Source organism: Streptomyces sp. NPDC056160 (genome assembly GCF_042268205.1).
Taxonomy (GTDB): Bacteria; Actinomycetota; Actinomycetes; order Streptomycetales; family Streptomycetaceae; genus Streptomyces.
Genome location: NZ_JBHJUW010000034.1, coordinates 26,208 through 43,742 on the forward strand (window position 1 = coordinate 26,208; position 17,535 = coordinate 43,742).

15 protein-coding genes and 4 pseudogenes are annotated in these 17,535 nt (G+C 72.1%); 11 read left to right on the top strand and 8 right to left on the bottom strand.

Annotated features, from left to right (window positions below):
* Positions 1 to 30: 30 nt before the first annotated feature.
* Entirely contained in the window at positions 31 to 780 is a 750-nt protein-coding gene (gene ppgK, locus ACFC02_RS15360; protein WP_376356694.1) for a polyphosphate--glucose phosphotransferase, read from the top strand.
* 69 nt (positions 781 to 849) lie between these two features.
* On the opposite strand, the gene ACFC02_RS15365 is transcribed toward ppgK, so the two are convergent.
* On the bottom strand, positions 850 to 1,257 hold the full coding sequence (locus ACFC02_RS15365; protein ID WP_376356762.1) for a DUF6542 domain-containing protein: 408 nt from the start codon (positions 1,255 to 1,257) through the stop codon (positions 850 to 852).
* A gap of 596 nt (positions 1,258 to 1,853) precedes the next feature.
* Between ACFC02_RS15365 and ychF the strand changes: the two genes are divergently transcribed.
* The 3 genes and pseudogenes from ychF to ACFC02_RS15380 all read left to right on the top strand — a co-directional run bounded on the left by ychF (position 1,854) and on the right by ACFC02_RS15380 (position 3,810).
* Complete coding sequence (gene ychF / locus ACFC02_RS15370) at positions 1,854 to 2,942, top strand: redox-regulated ATPase YchF (RefSeq protein ID WP_376356696.1); 1,089 nt, start codon at positions 1,854 to 1,856, stop codon at positions 2,940 to 2,942.
* Between the two features lie 212 nt (positions 2,943 to 3,154).
* Positions 3,155 to 3,418, top strand: coding sequence for a hypothetical protein (locus ACFC02_RS15375; protein ID WP_376356764.1), 264 nt, complete (start codon positions 3,155 to 3,157; stop codon positions 3,416 to 3,418).
* Positions 3,400 to 3,810: pseudogene (locus ACFC02_RS15380) on the top strand (DNA-binding protein). The gene ACFC02_RS15375 and the pseudogene ACFC02_RS15380 overlap by 19 nt, the downstream one beginning before the upstream one ends.
* A 262-nt stretch (positions 3,811 to 4,072) precedes the next feature.
* On the opposite strand, the gene ACFC02_RS15385 reads toward ACFC02_RS15380, so the two are convergent.
* Positions 4,073 to 4,978 carry a LysR family transcriptional regulator gene (locus ACFC02_RS15385; protein WP_376356699.1) on the bottom strand — a complete coding sequence of 302 codons (906 nt, stop codon included), beginning with the start codon at positions 4,976 to 4,978 and terminating at the stop codon, positions 4,073 to 4,075.
* A gap of 85 nt (positions 4,979 to 5,063) precedes the next feature.
* Between ACFC02_RS15385 and ACFC02_RS15390 the strand changes: the two genes are divergently transcribed.
* A complete protein-coding gene (locus ACFC02_RS15390) occupies positions 5,064 to 5,894 on the top strand; it encodes an oxidoreductase (RefSeq protein WP_376356701.1) in 831 nt (276 codons plus the stop codon).
* 139 nt (positions 5,895 to 6,033) lie between these two features.
* On the opposite strand, the gene ACFC02_RS15395 is transcribed toward ACFC02_RS15390, so the two are convergent.
* Positions 6,034 to 7,140, bottom strand: coding sequence for a pyridoxal-phosphate dependent enzyme (locus tag ACFC02_RS15395; RefSeq protein WP_376356703.1), 1,107 nt, complete (start codon positions 7,138 to 7,140; stop codon positions 6,034 to 6,036).
* A 648-nt stretch (positions 7,141 to 7,788) separates the two neighbouring features.
* Between ACFC02_RS15395 and ACFC02_RS15400 the strand changes: the two genes are divergently transcribed.
* Positions 7,789 to 8,541, top strand: a complete 753-nt coding sequence (locus ACFC02_RS15400) for a GntR family transcriptional regulator (protein ID WP_376356705.1) — start codon at positions 7,789 to 7,791, stop codon at positions 8,539 to 8,541.
* Between the two features lie 57 nt (positions 8,542 to 8,598).
* Here the strand turns inward: ACFC02_RS15400 and ACFC02_RS15405 are convergent.
* Positions 8,599 to 9,028: pseudogene (locus ACFC02_RS15405) on the bottom strand (cytidine deaminase).
* 410 nt (positions 9,029 to 9,438) lie between these two features.
* Between ACFC02_RS15405 and ACFC02_RS15410 the strand changes: the two are divergent.
* From ACFC02_RS15410 to ACFC02_RS15425, 4 genes and pseudogenes are all read left to right on the top strand, one after another.
* Positions 9,439 to 9,654, top strand: coding sequence for an SPOR domain-containing protein (locus tag ACFC02_RS15410; RefSeq protein WP_376356707.1), 216 nt, complete (start codon positions 9,439 to 9,441; stop codon positions 9,652 to 9,654).
* An 18-nt stretch (positions 9,655 to 9,672) separates the two neighbouring features.
* Positions 9,673 to 10,065: pseudogene (locus ACFC02_RS15415) on the top strand ((deoxy)nucleoside triphosphate pyrophosphohydrolase); the annotation flags it as partial.
* Positions 10,066 to 10,313: 248 nt separating this feature from the next.
* Complete coding sequence (locus ACFC02_RS15420; RefSeq protein ID WP_376356709.1) at positions 10,314 to 10,829, top strand: ATP-binding protein; 516 nt, start codon at positions 10,314 to 10,316, stop codon at positions 10,827 to 10,829.
* 266 nt (positions 10,830 to 11,095) lie between these two features.
* Positions 11,096 to 13,810 (top strand): SpoIIE family protein phosphatase, encoded by a 2,715-nt coding sequence (locus tag ACFC02_RS15425; RefSeq protein WP_376356711.1) that lies wholly within the window; start codon positions 11,096 to 11,098, stop codon positions 13,808 to 13,810.
* 507 nt (positions 13,811 to 14,317) lie between these two features.
* Here ACFC02_RS15425 and ACFC02_RS15430 read toward each other — a convergent pair.
* Together ACFC02_RS15430 and ACFC02_RS15435 are read right to left on the bottom strand one after the other, a co-directional pair.
* A complete protein-coding gene (locus ACFC02_RS15430; protein WP_376356713.1) occupies positions 14,318 to 14,530 on the bottom strand; it encodes a DUF397 domain-containing protein in 213 nt (70 codons plus the stop codon).
* Between the two features lie 9 nt (positions 14,531 to 14,539).
* A pseudogene (locus ACFC02_RS15435) lies at positions 14,540 to 14,866 on the bottom strand (Scr1 family TA system antitoxin-like transcriptional regulator); the annotation flags it as partial.
* 138 nt (positions 14,867 to 15,004) lie between these two features.
* On the opposite strand from ACFC02_RS15435, the gene ACFC02_RS15440 reads away from it, so the two are divergent.
* Entirely contained in the window at positions 15,005 to 15,433 is a 429-nt protein-coding gene (locus ACFC02_RS15440) for an ATP-binding protein (RefSeq protein WP_376356715.1), read from the top strand.
* A gap of 191 nt (positions 15,434 to 15,624) precedes the next feature.
* Here the strand turns inward: ACFC02_RS15440 and ACFC02_RS15445 are convergent, their stop codons facing one another.
* Complete coding sequence (locus ACFC02_RS15445) at positions 15,625 to 16,503, bottom strand: immunity 49 family protein (protein WP_376356717.1); 879 nt, start codon at positions 16,501 to 16,503, stop codon at positions 15,625 to 15,627.
* Between the two features lie 122 nt (positions 16,504 to 16,625).
* Complete coding sequence (locus tag ACFC02_RS15450) at positions 16,626 to 17,504, bottom strand: Imm49 family immunity protein (protein ID WP_376356719.1); 879 nt, start codon at positions 17,502 to 17,504, stop codon at positions 16,626 to 16,628.
* Positions 17,505 to 17,535 lie beyond the last annotated feature (31 nt).

The window sequence follows — 17,535 nt, forward strand, 5'->3', positions numbered from 1 at the left end:
ACTGTCGGTGGCACGTCGTAACGTGGAGCCATGCAGATCTTCGGTGTGGACATCGGCGGGTCGGGGATCAAGGGCGCCCCGGTGGACCTGGACAAGGGCGACCTGGCCCGGGAGCGCCACAAGGTGCTCACCCCGCACCCGGCGACACCCGACGGCGTGGCCGACGGCGTCCGGGAGGTCGTCGCCCACTTCGGCTGGACCGGACCGGTCGGACTGACCTTCCCCGGCGTCGTCACCGGCGGCGCCATGGTCCGTACGGCGGCCAACGTCGACAAGAGCTGGATCGACACCGACGCGCGCGCGTTGTTCGGCGAGCGGCTGGGCGGGCTGCCGGTGACCGTGGTCAACGACGCGGACGCGGCGGGCGTCGCCGAGATGCACTTCGGTGCCGGCCAGGGCCGCAAGGGCACCGTCGTGCTGCTCACCTTCGGCACCGGCATCGGCAGCGCGGTCTTCGTCGACGGCGTCCTCGTCCCCAACACCGAACTGGGCCACCTGGAGCTGGACGGCCACGAGGCGGAGAAGCGGGCCTCTGGCAAGGCCAAGGACGACCACGACCTGTCCTGGGAGCAGTGGGGCCGCCGCGTCCGCACGTACTTGGCCCACGTCGAGATGCTCTTCTCCCCGGAGCTGTTCATCATCGGCGGCGGCGTCAGCCGCAAGGCCCACAAGTTCCTGCCCTACCTGGAGGGTGTCCGGGCGGAGATCGTCCCCGCCCGGCTCCAGAACAACGCGGGCATCGTGGGCGCGGCGATGCGCGCGGCGGGGAGCCGCGCGTGACCGACCGCAGGTGAGGCAGCCGCCCGCCGGGGCCGCGGGGCCTGCGGGGCACCGGCCGGAGCGGGAGGATCAACGGCGACCGCGGGCCCCCGCTCGTGCCCCCGCACGCCTGGCGGACCGCGCCGCTGCTCGTTCCCCTGCTCTTTGCCCGGCTCGTTCCCCTGCCCGGGCGGGTGCCGACGCGGCGCGTCGCACCAGCGCCGTGACCCCAGCGATCAGCGTCCCGCCGTACAGCCACACCGCCTGGGTGGAGAGGGCGGTCACCAGGCCCATCAGGGTGCCGAGGACGCCCCCGCCGCCGTCGGCCACGGGCAGCAGGCCCACCGCGAAGCCGATGGGCACCACCACCGGCGCGCTCAGCAGGTCCCCCTTGCGCGTCCACACCGCGGTCAGCGCGCACACCGGCACGAACAGCACCCCGTACACGGTCGGCGAGGCGTCCAGGAGCAGCGCGTCCAGACAGCCGAGCACGAACATCACCGCGCCGCAGAACAGCCCGCCGCCCAGGCCCGTGAGCCGGGGGTTGGGCAGTTGGCGCAGTCGCTGTATGACCAGGGCCGGGGCAGGACCCCGAACGACGGCGGACGAGACGGCGGACGAACGCCACGCCGCCTGCCCTGAACCCGGAGCCGCCCCCGGCCCTCGAACCGCCCCCGGATCCTGAACCGCACCCGCACCCGCACCCGCACCCTCACGCGTACCCGGGCCCGGGCCCGGCCCCCGGCCCGGCCGCCGATCCACGCGCCCGCCCTGCGCCGACCCCTCGCCCTCCCCCTGCCCTCTCTCCCGGCGCGGGGCCTGCGGGTGCCCCTGCGCGCCCTGCGGGGGCAGCGGCGGCCTGCCGCGTCGCTGTCCGTGCTGCTGAGGTCGCGTCCAGTGTTGCTCCACCGGACCAACCTAGGTCTGTTTATGTGTTGAATAGGCCGTTTGACACGCCGCGTGGTGTGGCGGTCCTGTGGCGGCCGGTAGGTCGGCCAGGCGTTCGACGCGTCGCGAAGACGGGATGCCGCACGCCGTAGACTGGTGGATCGGCCCCCTGGCCCCCAGTCTCCTCACGTACGGGAAGTCGCAACGTGTCGCTCACGATCGGAATCGTCGGTCTGCCGAACGTCGGCAAGTCGACCCTGTTCAACGCCCTGACCAAGAACGACGTGCTCGCGGCCAACTACCCGTTCGCCACGATCGAGCCCAACGTCGGTGTCGTGGGCGTACCGGACGGTCGCCTCGCCCAGCTCGCCTCGATCTTCAAGTCGGAGCGGATCCTCCCGGCCACGGTCGACTTCGTCGACATCGCCGGCATCGTGCGCGGTGCCAGCGAGGGCGAGGGCCTGGGCAACAAGTTCCTCGCGAACATCCGCGAGTCGGACGCGATCTGCCAGGTCATCCGCGCGTTCAAGGACGAGAACGTCGTGCACGTCGACGGCAAGGTCTCGCCCAAGGACGACATCGAGACGATCAACACCGAGCTGATCCTGGCCGACCTCCAGACCATCGAGAAGGTCCTGCCCCGCCTCCAGAAGGAGTCGCGGATCAAGAAGGACATCCAGCCCAAGGTCAAGGCCGTCGAGGAGGCTCAGGCGATTCTGGAGAAGGGCGACACGCTCTTCTCGCAGGGCATCCTCCAGGGCACCGAGCGCGCGGAGCTGCTGCACGACCTCCACCTGCTCACCACCAAGCCCTTCCTCTACGTCTTCAACGTCGACGAGGACGAACTGACCGACGAGGACTTCAAGAACGAGCAGCGCGCCCTGGTCGCCCCCGCCGAGGCGATCTTCCTCAACGCCAAGCTGGAGGCGGACCTCGCCGAGCTGGACGAGGAGGAGGCCCTGGAGCTCCTGGAGTCCGTCGGCCAGCACGAGCCGGGCCTGGCCACCCTCGCCCGCGTCGGCTTCGACACCCTCGGCCTGCAGACCTACCTGACGGCCGGCCCCAAGGAGTCCCGCGCCTGGACCATCAAGAAGGGCGCCACCGCCCCCGAGGCCGCCGGTGTCATCCACACCGACTTCCAGAAGGGCTTCATCAAGGCCGAGGTCATCTCCTTCCACGACCTCATCGAGGCCGGCTCGGTCGCCGAGGCCCGCTCGAAGGGCCGGGCCCGCATGGAGGGCAAGGACTATGTGATGCAGGACGGGGACGTCGTCGAGTTCCGGTTCAACGTCTAGCGGGTGACGTAACGCCACGTCGCCGATCTGGCAAACAAGCACATCAGAAGGGGCCGGGCTCTTGGGCCCCTTCGTCCATACCGTGCTGGTTCGGTGCTGGACGTCCTGACGATTAGTCACCTCTGCTGGGCCCTGAGGATGGAACCGCTGTGACGACCTGATCGGTTGCGTCAGCTCCTGCCTTCCGGCGCCGCCAGCGGCGGACGGCCCAGCTGCCCGCGGCTGCCAAGCCGCCAGCAAGCCTGTCGCTGCCGGAGGGGACTGCGGAGGCGATCCGGGCGCGGGTGGGCAAGCGGGACTTCTCCGCGTTCATTGCCGAGGCGGTCGAGCACGGGTTGCGCGGCCAGGTCCTTGACGAGTACCTGGCGGACTACGAGAGCCGCAAGGGGCCGGTCTCCGAGCGGGCCCGGCAGCGGGCGCGGCAGGTCTTCGACGAGATGTTCGCCGAGGAGGCCGAGTGGCCTGCCGCAGGCTGAGTCACGAGGGAACGCTGGTCCTCGCTGGCGAAGGGCTCTCGAAGCTGCTCACCGACGACGAGCAGGTGGTGGCTCTGGTCGCTGAGGCGCGCTCGCGCGGCATGGAGTCGCGATCAGTGCGCTCACCGTCATCGAGGCTGTCCACGAGCGTACGGACAAGTCTCTCCTGAACCGGGCTCTGTGGGCTGCGCGTAGTTCCGCTGGGCGACGAGGAGGCGAGGGCGGCCTCGAAGCTGCTGATGAATGCCGGCTTGCACGGGCACAAGTACGCGTGCGGCGCGGCGGTCGCTGAGGTCGCGCTGCGACAGCACCACCCTGTGGTCATGTTGACCTCCGATGTCGACGACATGACCAAGGTCTGCGGCGAACGCGTCCGGTTCGTGGCGGTGTGATCCCCCATTGTCCGCGGCGTGAAAGGGCGGTGCCCCGCGCTGCTTCACTCACCGGCCTCACGAGTGCATCTCCACTCCGTGGTGGGCGCGCGGTTCGGCCGTGAGGGCGTCGGTCGGCGCACGGGCCAGCCGCCTGCCGAGGTTGTCGACGGCGCGCAGGGCGTCGGTGAATGCCGCGAGGGACCGGAATTCCTCGCCGGAACCTCGCTGCTGCTCGATCGGGGGAGAGGGACACCCGGCGTGCCTTTGCGTCCCACGTGCCTCACGCGGCGCCCGACGCCAGCCGGGAGGCGTCGGCGCAGGCGCGGACCAACGGGTGGTCCGCGTCCTCGCGGCGCCAGGCGAGCGCGTAGCGGCTCGGGCCGATGCCGCGTACGGGGCGGGTGGTCACCCCGCCCAGGGTGACGAGCGGGGCGTTGCCGGTCGCGACCAGGCAGACGCCGAGCCCCGCCACCAACGCCTCGTACGTCTCCTCGGCGCTCGCCACCTCGGCGCCGATCAGCGGCGGGCGCCCGCCCCGGGCGTCCAGGGCGAGCCAGTAGTCCCGCAGCGGACCGGCGACCCGCGGCAGCGCCAGGAACGGCAGCGGGGCCAGGTCGGCGAAGTCGACCTCCGCGTGTTCGGCCAGTGGATGCGCCTCGGGCAGCGCGACCAGGCGCGGCTCCTGTGCGACCACCGTCCACCCGTACCGTTGCGGGTCGGGCAGCGGCAGCCATACGAAAGCGACGTCCGTCTCCTTGTCCGCCAACCCCGCGGTCGGGTCCTCCCAGCTCACCTGCCGCAGCCGCAGCGACGCCTCGGGCCGCGCGGCCGTGAACCGGGAACGGATCGCCGGCAGCAGCCCGCCGCGCCCCGGGCTGGTGCTCATGCCCACCACCAGCGTGCCGCGCAGCGCCGCCCGCGCCGACTCCACGGCGAGGGCGCCCTGTTCCCACGCCTCCAGTACCCGCAGGGCGTGCGGCAGCAGCGCCTCACCGGCGTCCGTGAGCGCCACACCCTGCGGCCCGCGTTCGAAGAGTGCGGAGCCCAACTGCCCCTCCAGCGCCCTGATCTGCTTGCTCAGCGCGGGCTGGGACACGTACAGGCGTTCGGCGGCGCGGGTGAAGTGCAGTTCCTCGGCCGCCGTCGCGAAGTACCTCAGGTCCCTCAGGTGCACGTCCGTCGTCATAACCATCGGCTATCACGACAGATCTTGGACGCGCCACCCCTTCCGGGCCGAACCTGGTGACACGACGACGAGCCCAGGAGGGGTCATGAACAAGGTGTGGCTGGTGACCGGCGCGAGCAGCGGTTTCGGACGGGCGATCACCGAGGCGGCCGTCGCCGCGGGCGATGTCGTCGTGGGCGCGGCCCGGCACCCCGAGGCACTGGCCGACCTGGTCGCCGCACACGCCGACCAGGTGGAGGCGCTGGCGCTGGACGTCGCCGACACCGCCGCCGCCGAGGCCGTCGTACGGGACGTGCTGGCGCGGTACGGACGGATCGACGTGCTGGTCAACAACGCGGGCCGCACCCACGTCGGAGCCTTGGAGGAGACCACCGAGCAGGAGCTGCGAGACCTGTTCGACGTGCACGTCTTCGGCCCCGCCGCGCTCACCCGCGCCGTGCTGCCGCACATGCGCGAGCGGCGCTCGGGCGCGATCGTGCAGATGAGCAGCATGGGCGGGCAGATGTCCTTCGCGGGCTTCGGCGCGTACAGCGGGACGAAGTTCGCCCTGGAGGGCATGTCCGAGGCGCTCGCGGACGAGGTCGCCGAGTACGGCGTCAAGGTGCTGATCGTCGAGCCGGGAGCCTTCCGCACGTCACTGTTCGGCACCGGCAGGGCCGGACTCAGCGCCGACAGCGGCCTGTACGCCACGGTGGGCCGGACCCGCGGATCCGTCGCCGGCGGTGACGGCACCCAGCCCGGCGACCCGGCGAAGGCGGCGGCGCTGATCCTCGCCGCCCTGGAGGCGGACGACACCCCGCTGCGCCTGCCCCTGGGCGACGACGCGGTCACCGCCGTCCTCGGCCACCTCGACCAGGTCCGCGGCGACGTCACCGCTTGGGAGAAGCGCACGCGCGCCACCACCTTCGACGACTGAGCCCCGGCGGCGCCCCGTCCGCCCGCGCACCCCACCCGCGCGCCCCCTCCGCCCGCGCGCCCCCGCCCGTGCCGCGCCAAGGCCCTGCGCGGCGGTGCGGTCCTGCGCGGCGGTGCGGTCCTGCGCGGCCGTGCGGGCGCTACGGCCGTGCCAGCCCCGACTTCAGACCCGCCCCGCACAACGGCACCGCCGCCGACTTGCCGGCGAGCGCGCCCTCCCGCACGGCCGCCCAGCAGGCCACGCCCGTCGACTCGACGTACAGGCCCCGGGAGGCGAGGTCCAGTTGCGCGTGCCGGATCTGGTCCTCCGTCACCGTCAGGAACGTCCCGCCCGACCCCCGTACCGCGCGCAGGATCTGGCGGGCGCGGGGCGGACGCGGGATGGCGATGCCCTCGGCGTAGGTGGGGGCGACGGTGGTGGTGCCGGTGAGTTCCTCCGCGCCCCGAGCCCAGGCGTCGGCCAGCGGGGCGACCGCCGCCGCCTGCACCGCCCACAGCGCCGGACGCCGGTCCAGCAGCCCGGCGCCGTACAGCTCGGCGATCGCCAGTGCCGCGCCGAGCAGCAGCGTGCCGTTGCCCACCGGCAGGACGAGCACGTCGGGCAAGCGGCCGCCCAGGTCCTCCCACAACTCGTGCACGTAGGTCTTGGTGCCGTGCAGGAAGTACGGGTTGTAGACGTGCGAGGCGTAGAACGTGCCCGGCTCGTCCGCCGCCCGCTGCGCCGCCGCCCCCGCCGCCGCGCGGTCGCCGTCCACGATCTCCAGCCGGGCGCCGTGCGCCTCGATCTGCTCCAGCTTCTTCGCGGACGTGCCCAGCGGGACGTAGACGCTGCAGGGCAGCCGGGCACGGGCACAATACGCGGCGATCGCCGTGCCCGCGTTGCCGCTGCTGTCCGCGACCACCCGGCGCGGCCCGATGCGCTGCGCGAGCTGGGCCAGCAGCACCGCGCCCCGGTCCTTGAACGACAGCGTCGGCATCAGGTAGTCCAGCTTCGCCGACACCTCGTCCGTCAGCGTCACCAGCGGGGTGCGCCCCTCGCCCAGGGACACCGAGGGCGGCGCCAGCGGCAGCGTCTCCGCGTACCGCCACAGCGAGTTCACCCGTCCGGCGAGGGACTTCAGGGACGCCGGGGTGGGGGCGAAGTCGAGGTCCAGGGGGCCGTGGCAGGACGGGCAGCACCATGCGAGCGAGTCACTGGGGACACGGACGCCGTCGGTGGGGCAGTAGCGGTCCGGCAGACTTGTCATGACCGCAGGTTACGGGCCGAAGGGGCCTCGATCCGGGTACGGCGTCGGCTCGGTGACCCGCCCGGCGGCGACCCACACGGCGCGGAGCGCAAGGCCGCTCGACCGCACGCCGCCCGCTCCGCCCGACGGGCCTGCTCCGCCCGCTCCGCCCGACGGGCCTGCTCCGCCCGCTCCGCCCGACGGGCCTGCTCCGCCCGCTCCGCCCGACGGGCCTGCTCCGCCCGACCCGCCGGCTCTGCCCGACCCGCCGACTCTGCCCGACTGCCGACTCTGCCCGCTCCGCCGACTCCCCCCGGCGCGCGGTCGGTCCGCTGACGGCCCGGACCGTCGCTTCCGTCACGCGCACAACACCCCGTCGCTTCCGTCACGCGCACAGCACCCCGCCCCCGTTCCCTCTGTCACCGCGCGCAAAGCTATGGGCCCGGCCGCCCGCGGCACATCGCGTTTCGAGTCGGTGCCGGGATCGTGGGCGCGGCAGGCAGCGCGGCCCGGCAGGTGTGAGAACGCCTATAGCGGGGAGAAAGTGCCTGGGTAAAGCCCCCCGACCCCACAAGTCATCACATCGAGTGATTCTCTGGCCTTCACTTGCACGGCACAACCTACGGTTGCCACGCTGTTGCTGTCTGTGCAACCTGATGGGAGTGGCCAGTGACTTTCGGTGAGCAGCCGGCGTATCTGCGGGTCGCGGGCGATCTCCGCCAGAAGATCGCCGACGGGCTGCTGCCCCCGCACACCCGGCTTCCCTCCCAGGCGAGGATCCGCGAGGAGTACGGCGTCTCGGACACGGTCGCCCTGGAGGCGCGCAAGGTGCTGATGGCCGAGGGCCTGGTCGAGGGCCGCTCCGGCTCGGGGACGTATGTGCGGGAGCGGCCCGAGCCGCGTCGCGTCGCCCGCTCCGGCTACCGCCCGGCCGGCGGGGCCACACCCTTCCGGCAGGAGCAGGCCTCCGCCGAGGCGCGCGGCACCTGGGAGTCGAGCAGCGCGCAGGCCGTGGCGAGTCGCGCGATCGCCGACCGGCTCGGCATCAAGCCCGGAGACCGCGTGATGTGCACCAAGTACGTCTTCCGGGACGCGGGCGAGGCGATGATGCTCTCCACCTCCTGGGAACCGCTCGCCCTGACCGGCCGCACCCCCGTGATGCTCCCCGAGGAGGGACCGCTCGGAGGCATGGGCGTCGTCGAGCGCATGCGCGCCATCGACATCATCGTGGACAACGTCACCGAGGAGGTCGGCGCCCGCCCCGGCCTCGCCGAGGAACTGCTCCTGCTCGGCGGCGTCCCCGGCCATGTCGTCGTGGTCGTCCGCCGGACCTTCTACGCCTCCGGCCGGGCCGTCGAGACGGCGGACGTGGTCATCCCGGCGGACCGCTACCGCGTGGCGTACCACCTTCCCGTGAAGTAGACCGCCGCGCGGATGCGGTCGTGCCGGGGGGAGGGGGAGCCGCGGCGCGGTCGCGGTTCACCCGGCGTCGAGCTGGTGGTCGGCCCAGACGTAACTCTCGGGCAGCAGGTCCGTGATGGGGACGGCACGGACGCGGCCGCCCTCCCCGACGATGACCTCGAGGGCGGGGAAGTAGGGGAAGCAGTCGAGGAGGACCTGAGGGCACCGGCCGCACGGGGGGCACGACCCCCCGGTCGCGGTCGCCCACGGCCACGACGGTCTCCAGCTCGTAGACGCCCTGCGCGGCAGCCGCGCCGATGAGGACCAAATCGGCGCACGGTCCTCCCGTGAAGTGGTAGGCGTTCACGGCGGTCACGATGCGGTCGTCCCGGGCGCGGGCCGCCGCGGCCATGGTGTGGGCGTCACCCCGGCAGCGGGTGCGCGCGACGCGCGCCGCCGCCTGGACGAGGTCGTGGTCGACGGGGTGGGTCTGCGCTGTCGTCCTCACGGCGCCCGAGTGTGCCAGGGTCTCGCGGTCACCGGGGGTGGTGCGCGCCCCCTCTCGGACCGGCCCCGGCCGCCCGCCCGGTCCGCCGGGCCGACGAGGCGTTCGATTCCGGCCGTTCTCGCAGGTCGTCCCCGCTCGCCCCGGTCGACGGCGCCATGCCCGCGACCGCGCGCCCCCCATGTCCGCGAGCGGCGCGTTCGTCCCCGTGCGCCCCCTGCGGATTGGCCGGTTGCATACCTCTTTGTGAAAACCTGTATTCGCTGAGTGAAGGTAGGGCGTAGGCTCGGGCATATGCGAGGTGCGGTTTCCGTGTCAGCCGGGCGCGGCAGCCGGCCGCGGCAGGGGGCGGGAAGCCGGACGCGGGCGGGAGCGCGGGTGACGCGCGGGGCGGGAAGGAGCAATGGGGCGGGATGAACGACAGCACGATCACTCTTCCCTGGCTCGTCGTCCGACAGGACGACAACGGCAACCGCTACCGCGTGGGCAGGTACGCCACCCGTGCCGAGGCGCAGAAGATCGCCGACAGCCTCGGCGAACGGGGCCACAAACAGCTCTACTGGGTCGAGTGCGTAGGGCAGCCCGGCGGTCCGGCGGGCAGCGGCGGGCCGGACGGCGCCGCCGGCTGACTCCCGTAGGCTCCGGGCATGACCGAACGGATCGTGGTGGTGGGTGCCGCCCTGCTCGACGGCGGCCGTCTGCTGGCCGCGCGCCGTAGTGCGCCCCCGGAACTGGCCGGCCGCTGGGAACTGCCCGGCGGAAAGGTCGAGCCGGGTGAGCTGCCGGAGGCGGCCCTCGTCCGTGAACTGCGTGAGGAACTGGGCGTGGACGCCGAGACCGTGACGCCGGTGCCGGGCGCCTGGCCGCTGAGGCCGCCGTACGAACTCCGGGTGTGGACGGCCCGCCTGCGCCCCGGCTCCGCCGCCCCCCGGCCCCTCGAGGACCACGACGAACTCCGCTGGCTGACCCCGTCCGAGATCTGGACCGTACCGTGGCTGGACCAGGACGTTCCCGCCGTGCGCGCCGCCCTCGCTCACCTGGCCCCCGCCGGACCCGCCGCACCCGCGGCCACCGCGGGCAGCCCGCCCGCGGCCCCCACGGGCAGCCCGGCGGGCGCGCTCGACAACGCCGACAGCGGGCGGCGGAGCGCCGGATACGCCGACGGCCCCGGCGAAACCGCGTCCGGCAAGCGCGTAGGCCTTCCGCCGGGCGTCCGCCCGGGTACCGCTTCCGGAAGGGCGGTAAGGGCTACCGGATACCGGGTATGTCCCCCATAACCCCAAAACCCATGAAACCGGACATGGGCGGCTCGCTGGCCCGGGAAGTGATCGGCGTGATCGACACCGAAGGCGACTGCGCCGAGTGGACCTTCTCCGCGGACCCCGGCGCGGTGCGCACCGCCCGGTCCGCCGTCCGCGGCCAGTTGCGCACCTGGGAGCTGGACAGCGTCGGCGACACCGCGGCCCTGCTGGTGAGTGAGCTGGTCACCAACTCGCTGCGGCACGCCCACGGCCCCATCGGTCTCAGGCTGGTGCGCCCCGTCGGTCTGCCGCGCGTGCTGCTGGTGGAGGTCTCCGACCCGCTGCCCGACCCGCCCCGCGAACGGCCGGCCCGCCCCGACGACGAGAGCGGACGCGGCCTGCAACTGGTCGCCGCCGCCTCGCGCCGCTGGGGCACCCGGCCGGACGAGACCGGCAAGACGGTGTGGTTCGAACTGGCGGTGCCGGCCAACGGCCGCGGGGCGCAGGTGTCCGACGGCTCCCCGGGCGATCGGAACGGACCGGTGCCGGTCGCCAGTGACTAAGTGTGACGACGGGTGCGGGGCAGGTCACCCGCCACCCCGTCGGCGGCACTCGTTCGCGGCGGTTGTCCGCAGTGGGGTTCGACGGGGTGTTGCCTGGTTAGAAGACAGGTTGTGTTGTCACAGGACGAACCGGGGCGGACCAAAATGCATCGGGATGGTCCTGTGATCGTGAACACCGTGTTGCGCGGCGCCGTAGTGCTGGATACTGCGGGCAGCCGCCCCCGGTGACCGGTACCGGACGCGGTGAGCTGGAGGGGACGGTTCGCGTGAGCGAGATACCAGCGAAGGCCACGGAGTCCGAGGACCCGTCGGACGGCGCGAGGACGGGGTCCGCGGGTGGCGAGGCCGCCGGCGGGCCCGCAGGGGTCGAGGGGCAGCCGCCCGTGGACGCGATGTGGCAGAGCAGTCCGCCCGGCTCCATCTACGACTACATCAAGGTCGCGTCCTTCTCCATCGGCCCCGACGGGCACGTCGACCAGTGGAGCCTGCGGGCCGAGCAGTTGTTCGGAATTCCGGCCGAGCGTGCCGTCGGCATGGACCCCATCGAGGCGTTCATCGACTCCGACCTGCGCGAGCAGGGCCAGCGCAAGATGGCCGAGATACTCGACGGACGCGAGTGGACCGGCGTCGTACCGTTCCGCCTCCCCGACCCGGAGGATGACGACGGACGGACCCGCGCCGAGGGCGGCCGTACGGGACAGCGCGGGGCGGACCGTTCGCGTGGCCCAGGCGGCCGGGGCCGCGCAGGAGGCGGCATCCGCGGCCTCGCCGAGGTGTACGTCATGCCCACCCGCACAGCCGAGGGCGACAAGGCCGCCGTCTGCATCGTCGTCGACGTCCGCACCCTGCGCAGCATCGAGACCGACCTCGCCGCCTCGCAGGCGATTTTCGGCCAATCCCCGTTCGGTTTCCTGCTGCTCGACCCCGACCTGCGGATCCGCCGCGCCAACCAGCGGTTCGCCTCGATCTTCGGCGGCACCCCCGACGACCACCGCGGCAAGAGCGTCCACGACTACCTGCCCCGGGCCGAGGCCGACCGGCTCTCGGCCACCCTGCGCCGGGTCCTGGAGGACGGCGAGTCCATCACGGACATGCACGTCACCGGCTTCGTACCGGGCTCCGACGAACGCCGCCACTGGTCCGTCAACCTCTACCGCGTGCACAGCGGCAGCGGACGCCCCATCGGCATCGCCTGGCTCGGCACCGACATCACCGCGCGCCGGGCCGCCGCCCGCGAAGCCGCCGCCGCACGGCGCAACCTCGCCCTCCTCAACGACGCCGGCGCCCGCATCGGCAACTCCCTCGACCTGGAGACCACCGCCCGCGAACTCCTCGACGTCGTCGTCCCCGGCTTCTGCGACCTCGCCACCGTCGACCTCTACCAGGGCCTGCTCGCCGGCGACGAGACCCCGCCCGGCCTCGCGGACGGCAGCGCCGAACTGCGCCGCGTCGCCTTCGCCAGCGCGGTCTCCGGCGCCCCCCTGTCCGCCACCGGCGCACCCGTCGAACTGGGCGCGGTCCACCACTACGCCTTCAACTCGCGCTGCGCGGACGCCCTGCGCACCGCCCGCCCGCAGATCGTGCCCGGCGAGGACGGCGGCCTGGTGCACTCCACGCTGGCCGTGCCGATGGTCGCCCACGACACCGTCGTAGGACTGGCGCAGTTCTCCCGGACCAAGGGCAGCGAACCGTTCGGGGACCGTGACCGCGACCTCGCCGTGGAACTCGCCGCACGAGCCGCCGTCTGCATCGACAACGCCCGCCTCTACCGCCGCGAACACGAGCGCGCGCTGATCCTCCAGCGCTCCCTCCTGCCGCCCGGCGATCCGGAGGCGTCCGGCCTGGACATCGCCTGCCGCTACCTGCCCGGCAACGCGGCCACCGGCAGGCCCAGCGAGGTCGGAGGCGACTGGTTCGACGTCATCGAACTCCCCGGCCACCGCACCGCGCTGGTCGTCGGCGACGTGATGGGCCGCGGGCTGCGCGCCGCCGTCGCGATGGGCGAACTGCGCACCGCCGTACGCACGCTGGCCCTGCTCGACCTCGAACCGGCCGAAGTCCTCTCCCAGCTCGACGAGATCGCCCGCGGCCTCGGCGCGCCCGGAGGCGTCCAGCAGGCCACCCGCGCGGCCCGCAGGCCACGGGAGGCGGACCTGTCGGAGGTCTACCTCGCCACGTGCGTCTACGCCGTCTACGACTCCGTGACCCGTCGCTGCACCTTCGCCAACGCGGGCCACCTGCCGCCCGTCCTCGTCGAACCGGGCGAACAGGCGCTCATGCTGGACGTCCCGCCCGGCCTGCCGCTCGGGGTGGGCGGTGAGCCGTTCGAGGAGGTGACGGTCGAACTCCCCGAGGGCGCCCTGCTGGCGCTCTACACCGACGGCCTGGTGGAGTCCCGCGACCACCCGCTGGACGAGGGGCTCCAGGCCTTCGTCGGCGCGCTCACCGACCCGAACCTCCCCCTGGAGGACGTCTGCGACCACGTCCTCAACACCCTCGGCAGCCACCACGGCGAGGACGACATCGCCCTGCTGATGGCCCGCGTCCAGGGCCTGCCCGCCGAGTCGGTCGGCGACTGGACCCTGCCCCGCGAGCCGCGCAGCGTCGGCCGCGCCCGTGAGTACGCCCGCGGGCAGCTCCTCGCCTGGGACCTGGAGGCGCTGGTGGACACCACCGAACTCCTGGTCAGCGAACTGGTCACCAACGCCCTGCGCTACGGCGAGGGCGAGATCAGGCTGCGCCTGCTCCTGGACCGCACCCTGGTGTGCGAGGTCTGGGACTCCGGTCTGGTCCAGCCCCGCCGCCGCCGCGCCCGCGACACCGACGAGGGCGGCCGCGGCCTCCAGCTCGTCGGCCTCCTCAGCGCCGCCTGGGGTTCCCGCCGCACTCCCCGCGGCAAGACGGTGTGGTTCGAACTCCCCCTCCCCGGCGGCGACAACCCCCTCACGGACCCGGCGGAGGCGCTGCTGAGCCTGTTCTGACCCCGACCCGGACGGCCTCGGCCGTCCTCGGACGACCTCGGGTGGCCGGGCGTCTTGGGTGCAGGATTTCGCCCTCCACAGCGCTACGTGACGCGATGAGCCGTAGCCGACGGCGCCCGCGAGCAGGTCGCCTCGGAGGTAGGGTCCGAGGATGCGCCTCGACGACGACGAACCCGTGTTCGAGCGGAGCAAGTTGGGGACGAATCGCTACGAGTACAACCCGAACAACCCCGTCGGCCTGGTGCTGATCGTCATCTCTCTCCTGTCGGCGGGAGGGGTGCTCCTGCTCATGCACGAGCATGCCGGGCCGTTCGCCTATCCCTCGGACCGCTCCTCTCCCACTCCGTGGTCCACACCGACAGACTTGTGGCGCTGGGCCCCACCATCGGACCGGGAATCCGGTGACGCCACTCCTTCGTCCCCTGCCGCGAACCCCTGGGCGCCGGCTTCCCCGGCGCAGGTCCGACGCCCGCGCTCAGGTGTCGTACTCGCCCACCCAGGACCGGTTCAGCAGGGCCCTGGGCCCGCGGACCGGGTTCCCACCTTGAGGGCGTCCACGAAGGCGGTGAAGGCCCCGGCGGGAAAGGCGAGGACGGCGCCGGCCGGGGTCTTGGAGTCGCGGACGGCGATGCGGGCGGGACGGTGGCAGATCTCTACGCAGGCGTTGCCGTCGCCGCCGCCGGAGTAGGAGGACTTCCGCCAGTTCTCAGGTGTGCCCATTGGGTTGCCTCACAGATCCTTCGTCAGCCGGTGGATGAGGTCGCGCGATCGCTGGGGGTCGAGTGATACGGCCTTCACTCTACGGAAGAGCGTTCGGAAGACGGCAAGTTGCGCTTCGGAGTCGATGAAGACTGTGCCGTGTGGGCCGTCCCGTACCACGGTGTCCAGCCGTGGCACCGCGCCGCCCGCGTAGACCATGGCTGCTGCTGCATCGGCGAAGTCGTCCAAGGCGAACGGAATGACTCGCGCCGTGACACGGGCTGCTTCCGAGAGGTCCCGGATGCGAGCGAGCTGCGCCCGTGATGCGACGCGACCACCGACGTTGATGCGCAAGGCTCTCTACGTTCAGTGACGCGACGCACACGCTGCGGAACCCGGGATGCCGGAAGCGCACCGCTCCGTCCTGCCACGACGGCTGCGGCAGGCCACCGCCCGTCGGCCGCACTCACCCTTCATGACGACTGGAGTCGCCCCATGCCCGAGACCGGCACTGAGCCCCCCGCCGCTCCCTCGTGGGAGTACTGCCTCTACATCCCCAACGATCTGCGCGCCGTCACGATCAGCCGCCGCACCCTGCGGCTGATCCTCACCATGTACGGCCTGATCCGACTGGTCGACGTCGCCGAACTCCTCGCCGCCGAGCTGGTGTCCAACGCCGTACGGCACACCAAGGGGCCGGCCGCGTTGCGCGTGCGGTGGTCGGCGGGCGTGCTGCGGATCGGCGCGTGGGACGCCGACCCCGCCCCGCCTGAGCCGCCTGTGCCGTGGGGGCAGGTGACCGAGCTGGAGGAAGGGCGAGGCCTGGCGCTGGTGAAGGCCTGCGCCGACCTGTGGGGGTGGCAGCCTCTGTCCAGGGAGGGGAACAGGGGGAAGGTGGTCTGGTGCGAGTTGGATGCGGGGTAGGCGCGACTGAAGGGCCCGGTCGTTGGTGCGAGTCGTAGTCGAGTGGAGGATCTGCGCCAGCCTGCCACTTTGATCGCGCGCCACCGACTTCCCCGCCGTGGCACAAAACCTCCACTCGTCTCCGGATCTGTCCGGGCTTGACGAGGACAGCGGGCAGGCTCGGACTCACCCGAGCCTGCCCAGTGCGTAGCTCAGGTGTCGTACTCACCGACCCAGGAGCGCTTCAGCAGGGCCCTCGGGATGTACCCGGATTCGACCTCGATCGACATGTCGGCGTCGTAGGCCATGCACGCGATGGCGAGTGGAGCGAGAGCCACGAGACCCTCGCCGCTCAGGGAGCGGGCCTCGTTCGCGGTCCAGTACTCCTTGTGCCAGGTGAGGGCGTCGACCAGAGTCGCGTTGAACTGTTCCGACTCGCGGCGCAGGTAGTGCTGGAAGAGTTCGAGCGGCGGGTAGAGGATCTTCAGCATGAGTTCCGGGCCGGCGATCCGGGCGTGCTGTGGGGTGGTGCCGTTGACGGCGGTGACGAGGGTCTCCCAGGTCGCCTGCCGGTCGAACCAGAGGTGCTGGAGTGTTTCCACCCAGGCGTAGACGTACTCGTCGAACTCCGCGCCGGACTCGCGCAGGAAGGAGACGGGCACCTGCGCCAGTTGATCGACCCGGTCGTTCTCCCGGCAGATCACCGCAAGGTAGAAGGACGTCAGCCAGTTCCCGGCATGCAGGTAGTCCTGGGGTCCGGTCGCGGGGAGTCGCTTCACCTCGCCCCTGCTGCCGATACAGCACGGGACGGGGCCTCCTTGTGCCGCTGTGCCCGAGGCGAACAGCGCGCTACCGACCTGCATCGCCGTGACCCATGCCTCCCAGGTCGGGAAGGAGCTGGCCGTCGGATCCGTCAGGCAATGCCACTTCGCCAGGGTGAGAGTGGTGGGCAGGGCGTCGTAGCGGTCGTCTTCGGACGTCTCCAGGTGAACGAGGACGTCGTTCGCGCTCTTGGCGATCGGCGTAATCAGTTCTGCCGCGTCGTCGTCCGGGTGGAACTCATGGCGATCAATGCGTGTACGGGTAACCACTTGCTTCCCTTGAACGAACACCTCGATGGTGAGCGGGAGGGGACAACCCCTACCCTGCCGCCAGCCCGGTCCTGCAGGGGAAGCACGCCCTCGCTTCCACGGGCTCGCGGCGCGGTGACATGTCAGTACACGATCTCACCGATCCAGGCGTATTCCAGGAGCGCCTTGGGCAGGTACTCGGGCTCGACCTCCACAGCGATGCCCTGGTCACGGGCGAGGCAGGCCATGGCCAGCGGGCCGAGGGCGACGAGCCCGTCGGCGCTGGTCGCACGGCCCTCGTCAGCGGTCCAGTACGTCTTGTGCTGGCGCAGCGCGTCGGCCAACGCCTTGCCGAACTCGGCGGCGTCGCGGCGGATGACGCGGTGGAGCAGGATCATCGGAGGGTAGAGGATCTTCGACATGAGGTCCGCGTCCGTGTACCGCAGCGTCTCCGGGCTGGTGCCGTCGACAGCCGCGACGAGTTTGTCACCCACATCCTGACGGCCGAGCCAGAAGCTCTGCAGCGCACCCACCCAGGAGTAGACGTACTCGTCGAACACCGCGCCGGAGTCACGCAGCAAGGCGACGTGCACCTCGGCCAGCCGGCGCAGGCGGTCGTTGTCGCGGCAGATCATCGCCAGGTAGAACGCGGTGGCCCACGTCCCCGCGTTCAGATGGGACTCGGGTCCGGTTGCGGGGAGGACGCGTTCCCGTTCCTTGATTCGGCAGGTGACAGTGCCGCCCGTCGGCGCGGTCGCCGCGGCGAAGAGCGCGGACCCGGTCTGCATGGCCGTGACCCACGCCTCCCAGGTCTCGAACTTCACGGCCTGCGGATCGATCGCGCAGCGCTGCTGCGCCAGGGCGAGCGGTGTGCTCAGTGCCTGGGGACGCAGGACAGGAGAGTCGGCGAACTCGTCGAGGAGCCAGTCCACCGTCTCACCGAGGGCGTCGAGAGTGTCCGGGACTTCGTTGGTCGGGTACTCATGACGATTGATCCGGGCAGTGGTCACTGGATTCCTCATCGCCCGAGGACTCCTCCATCCTGCGGGGCCA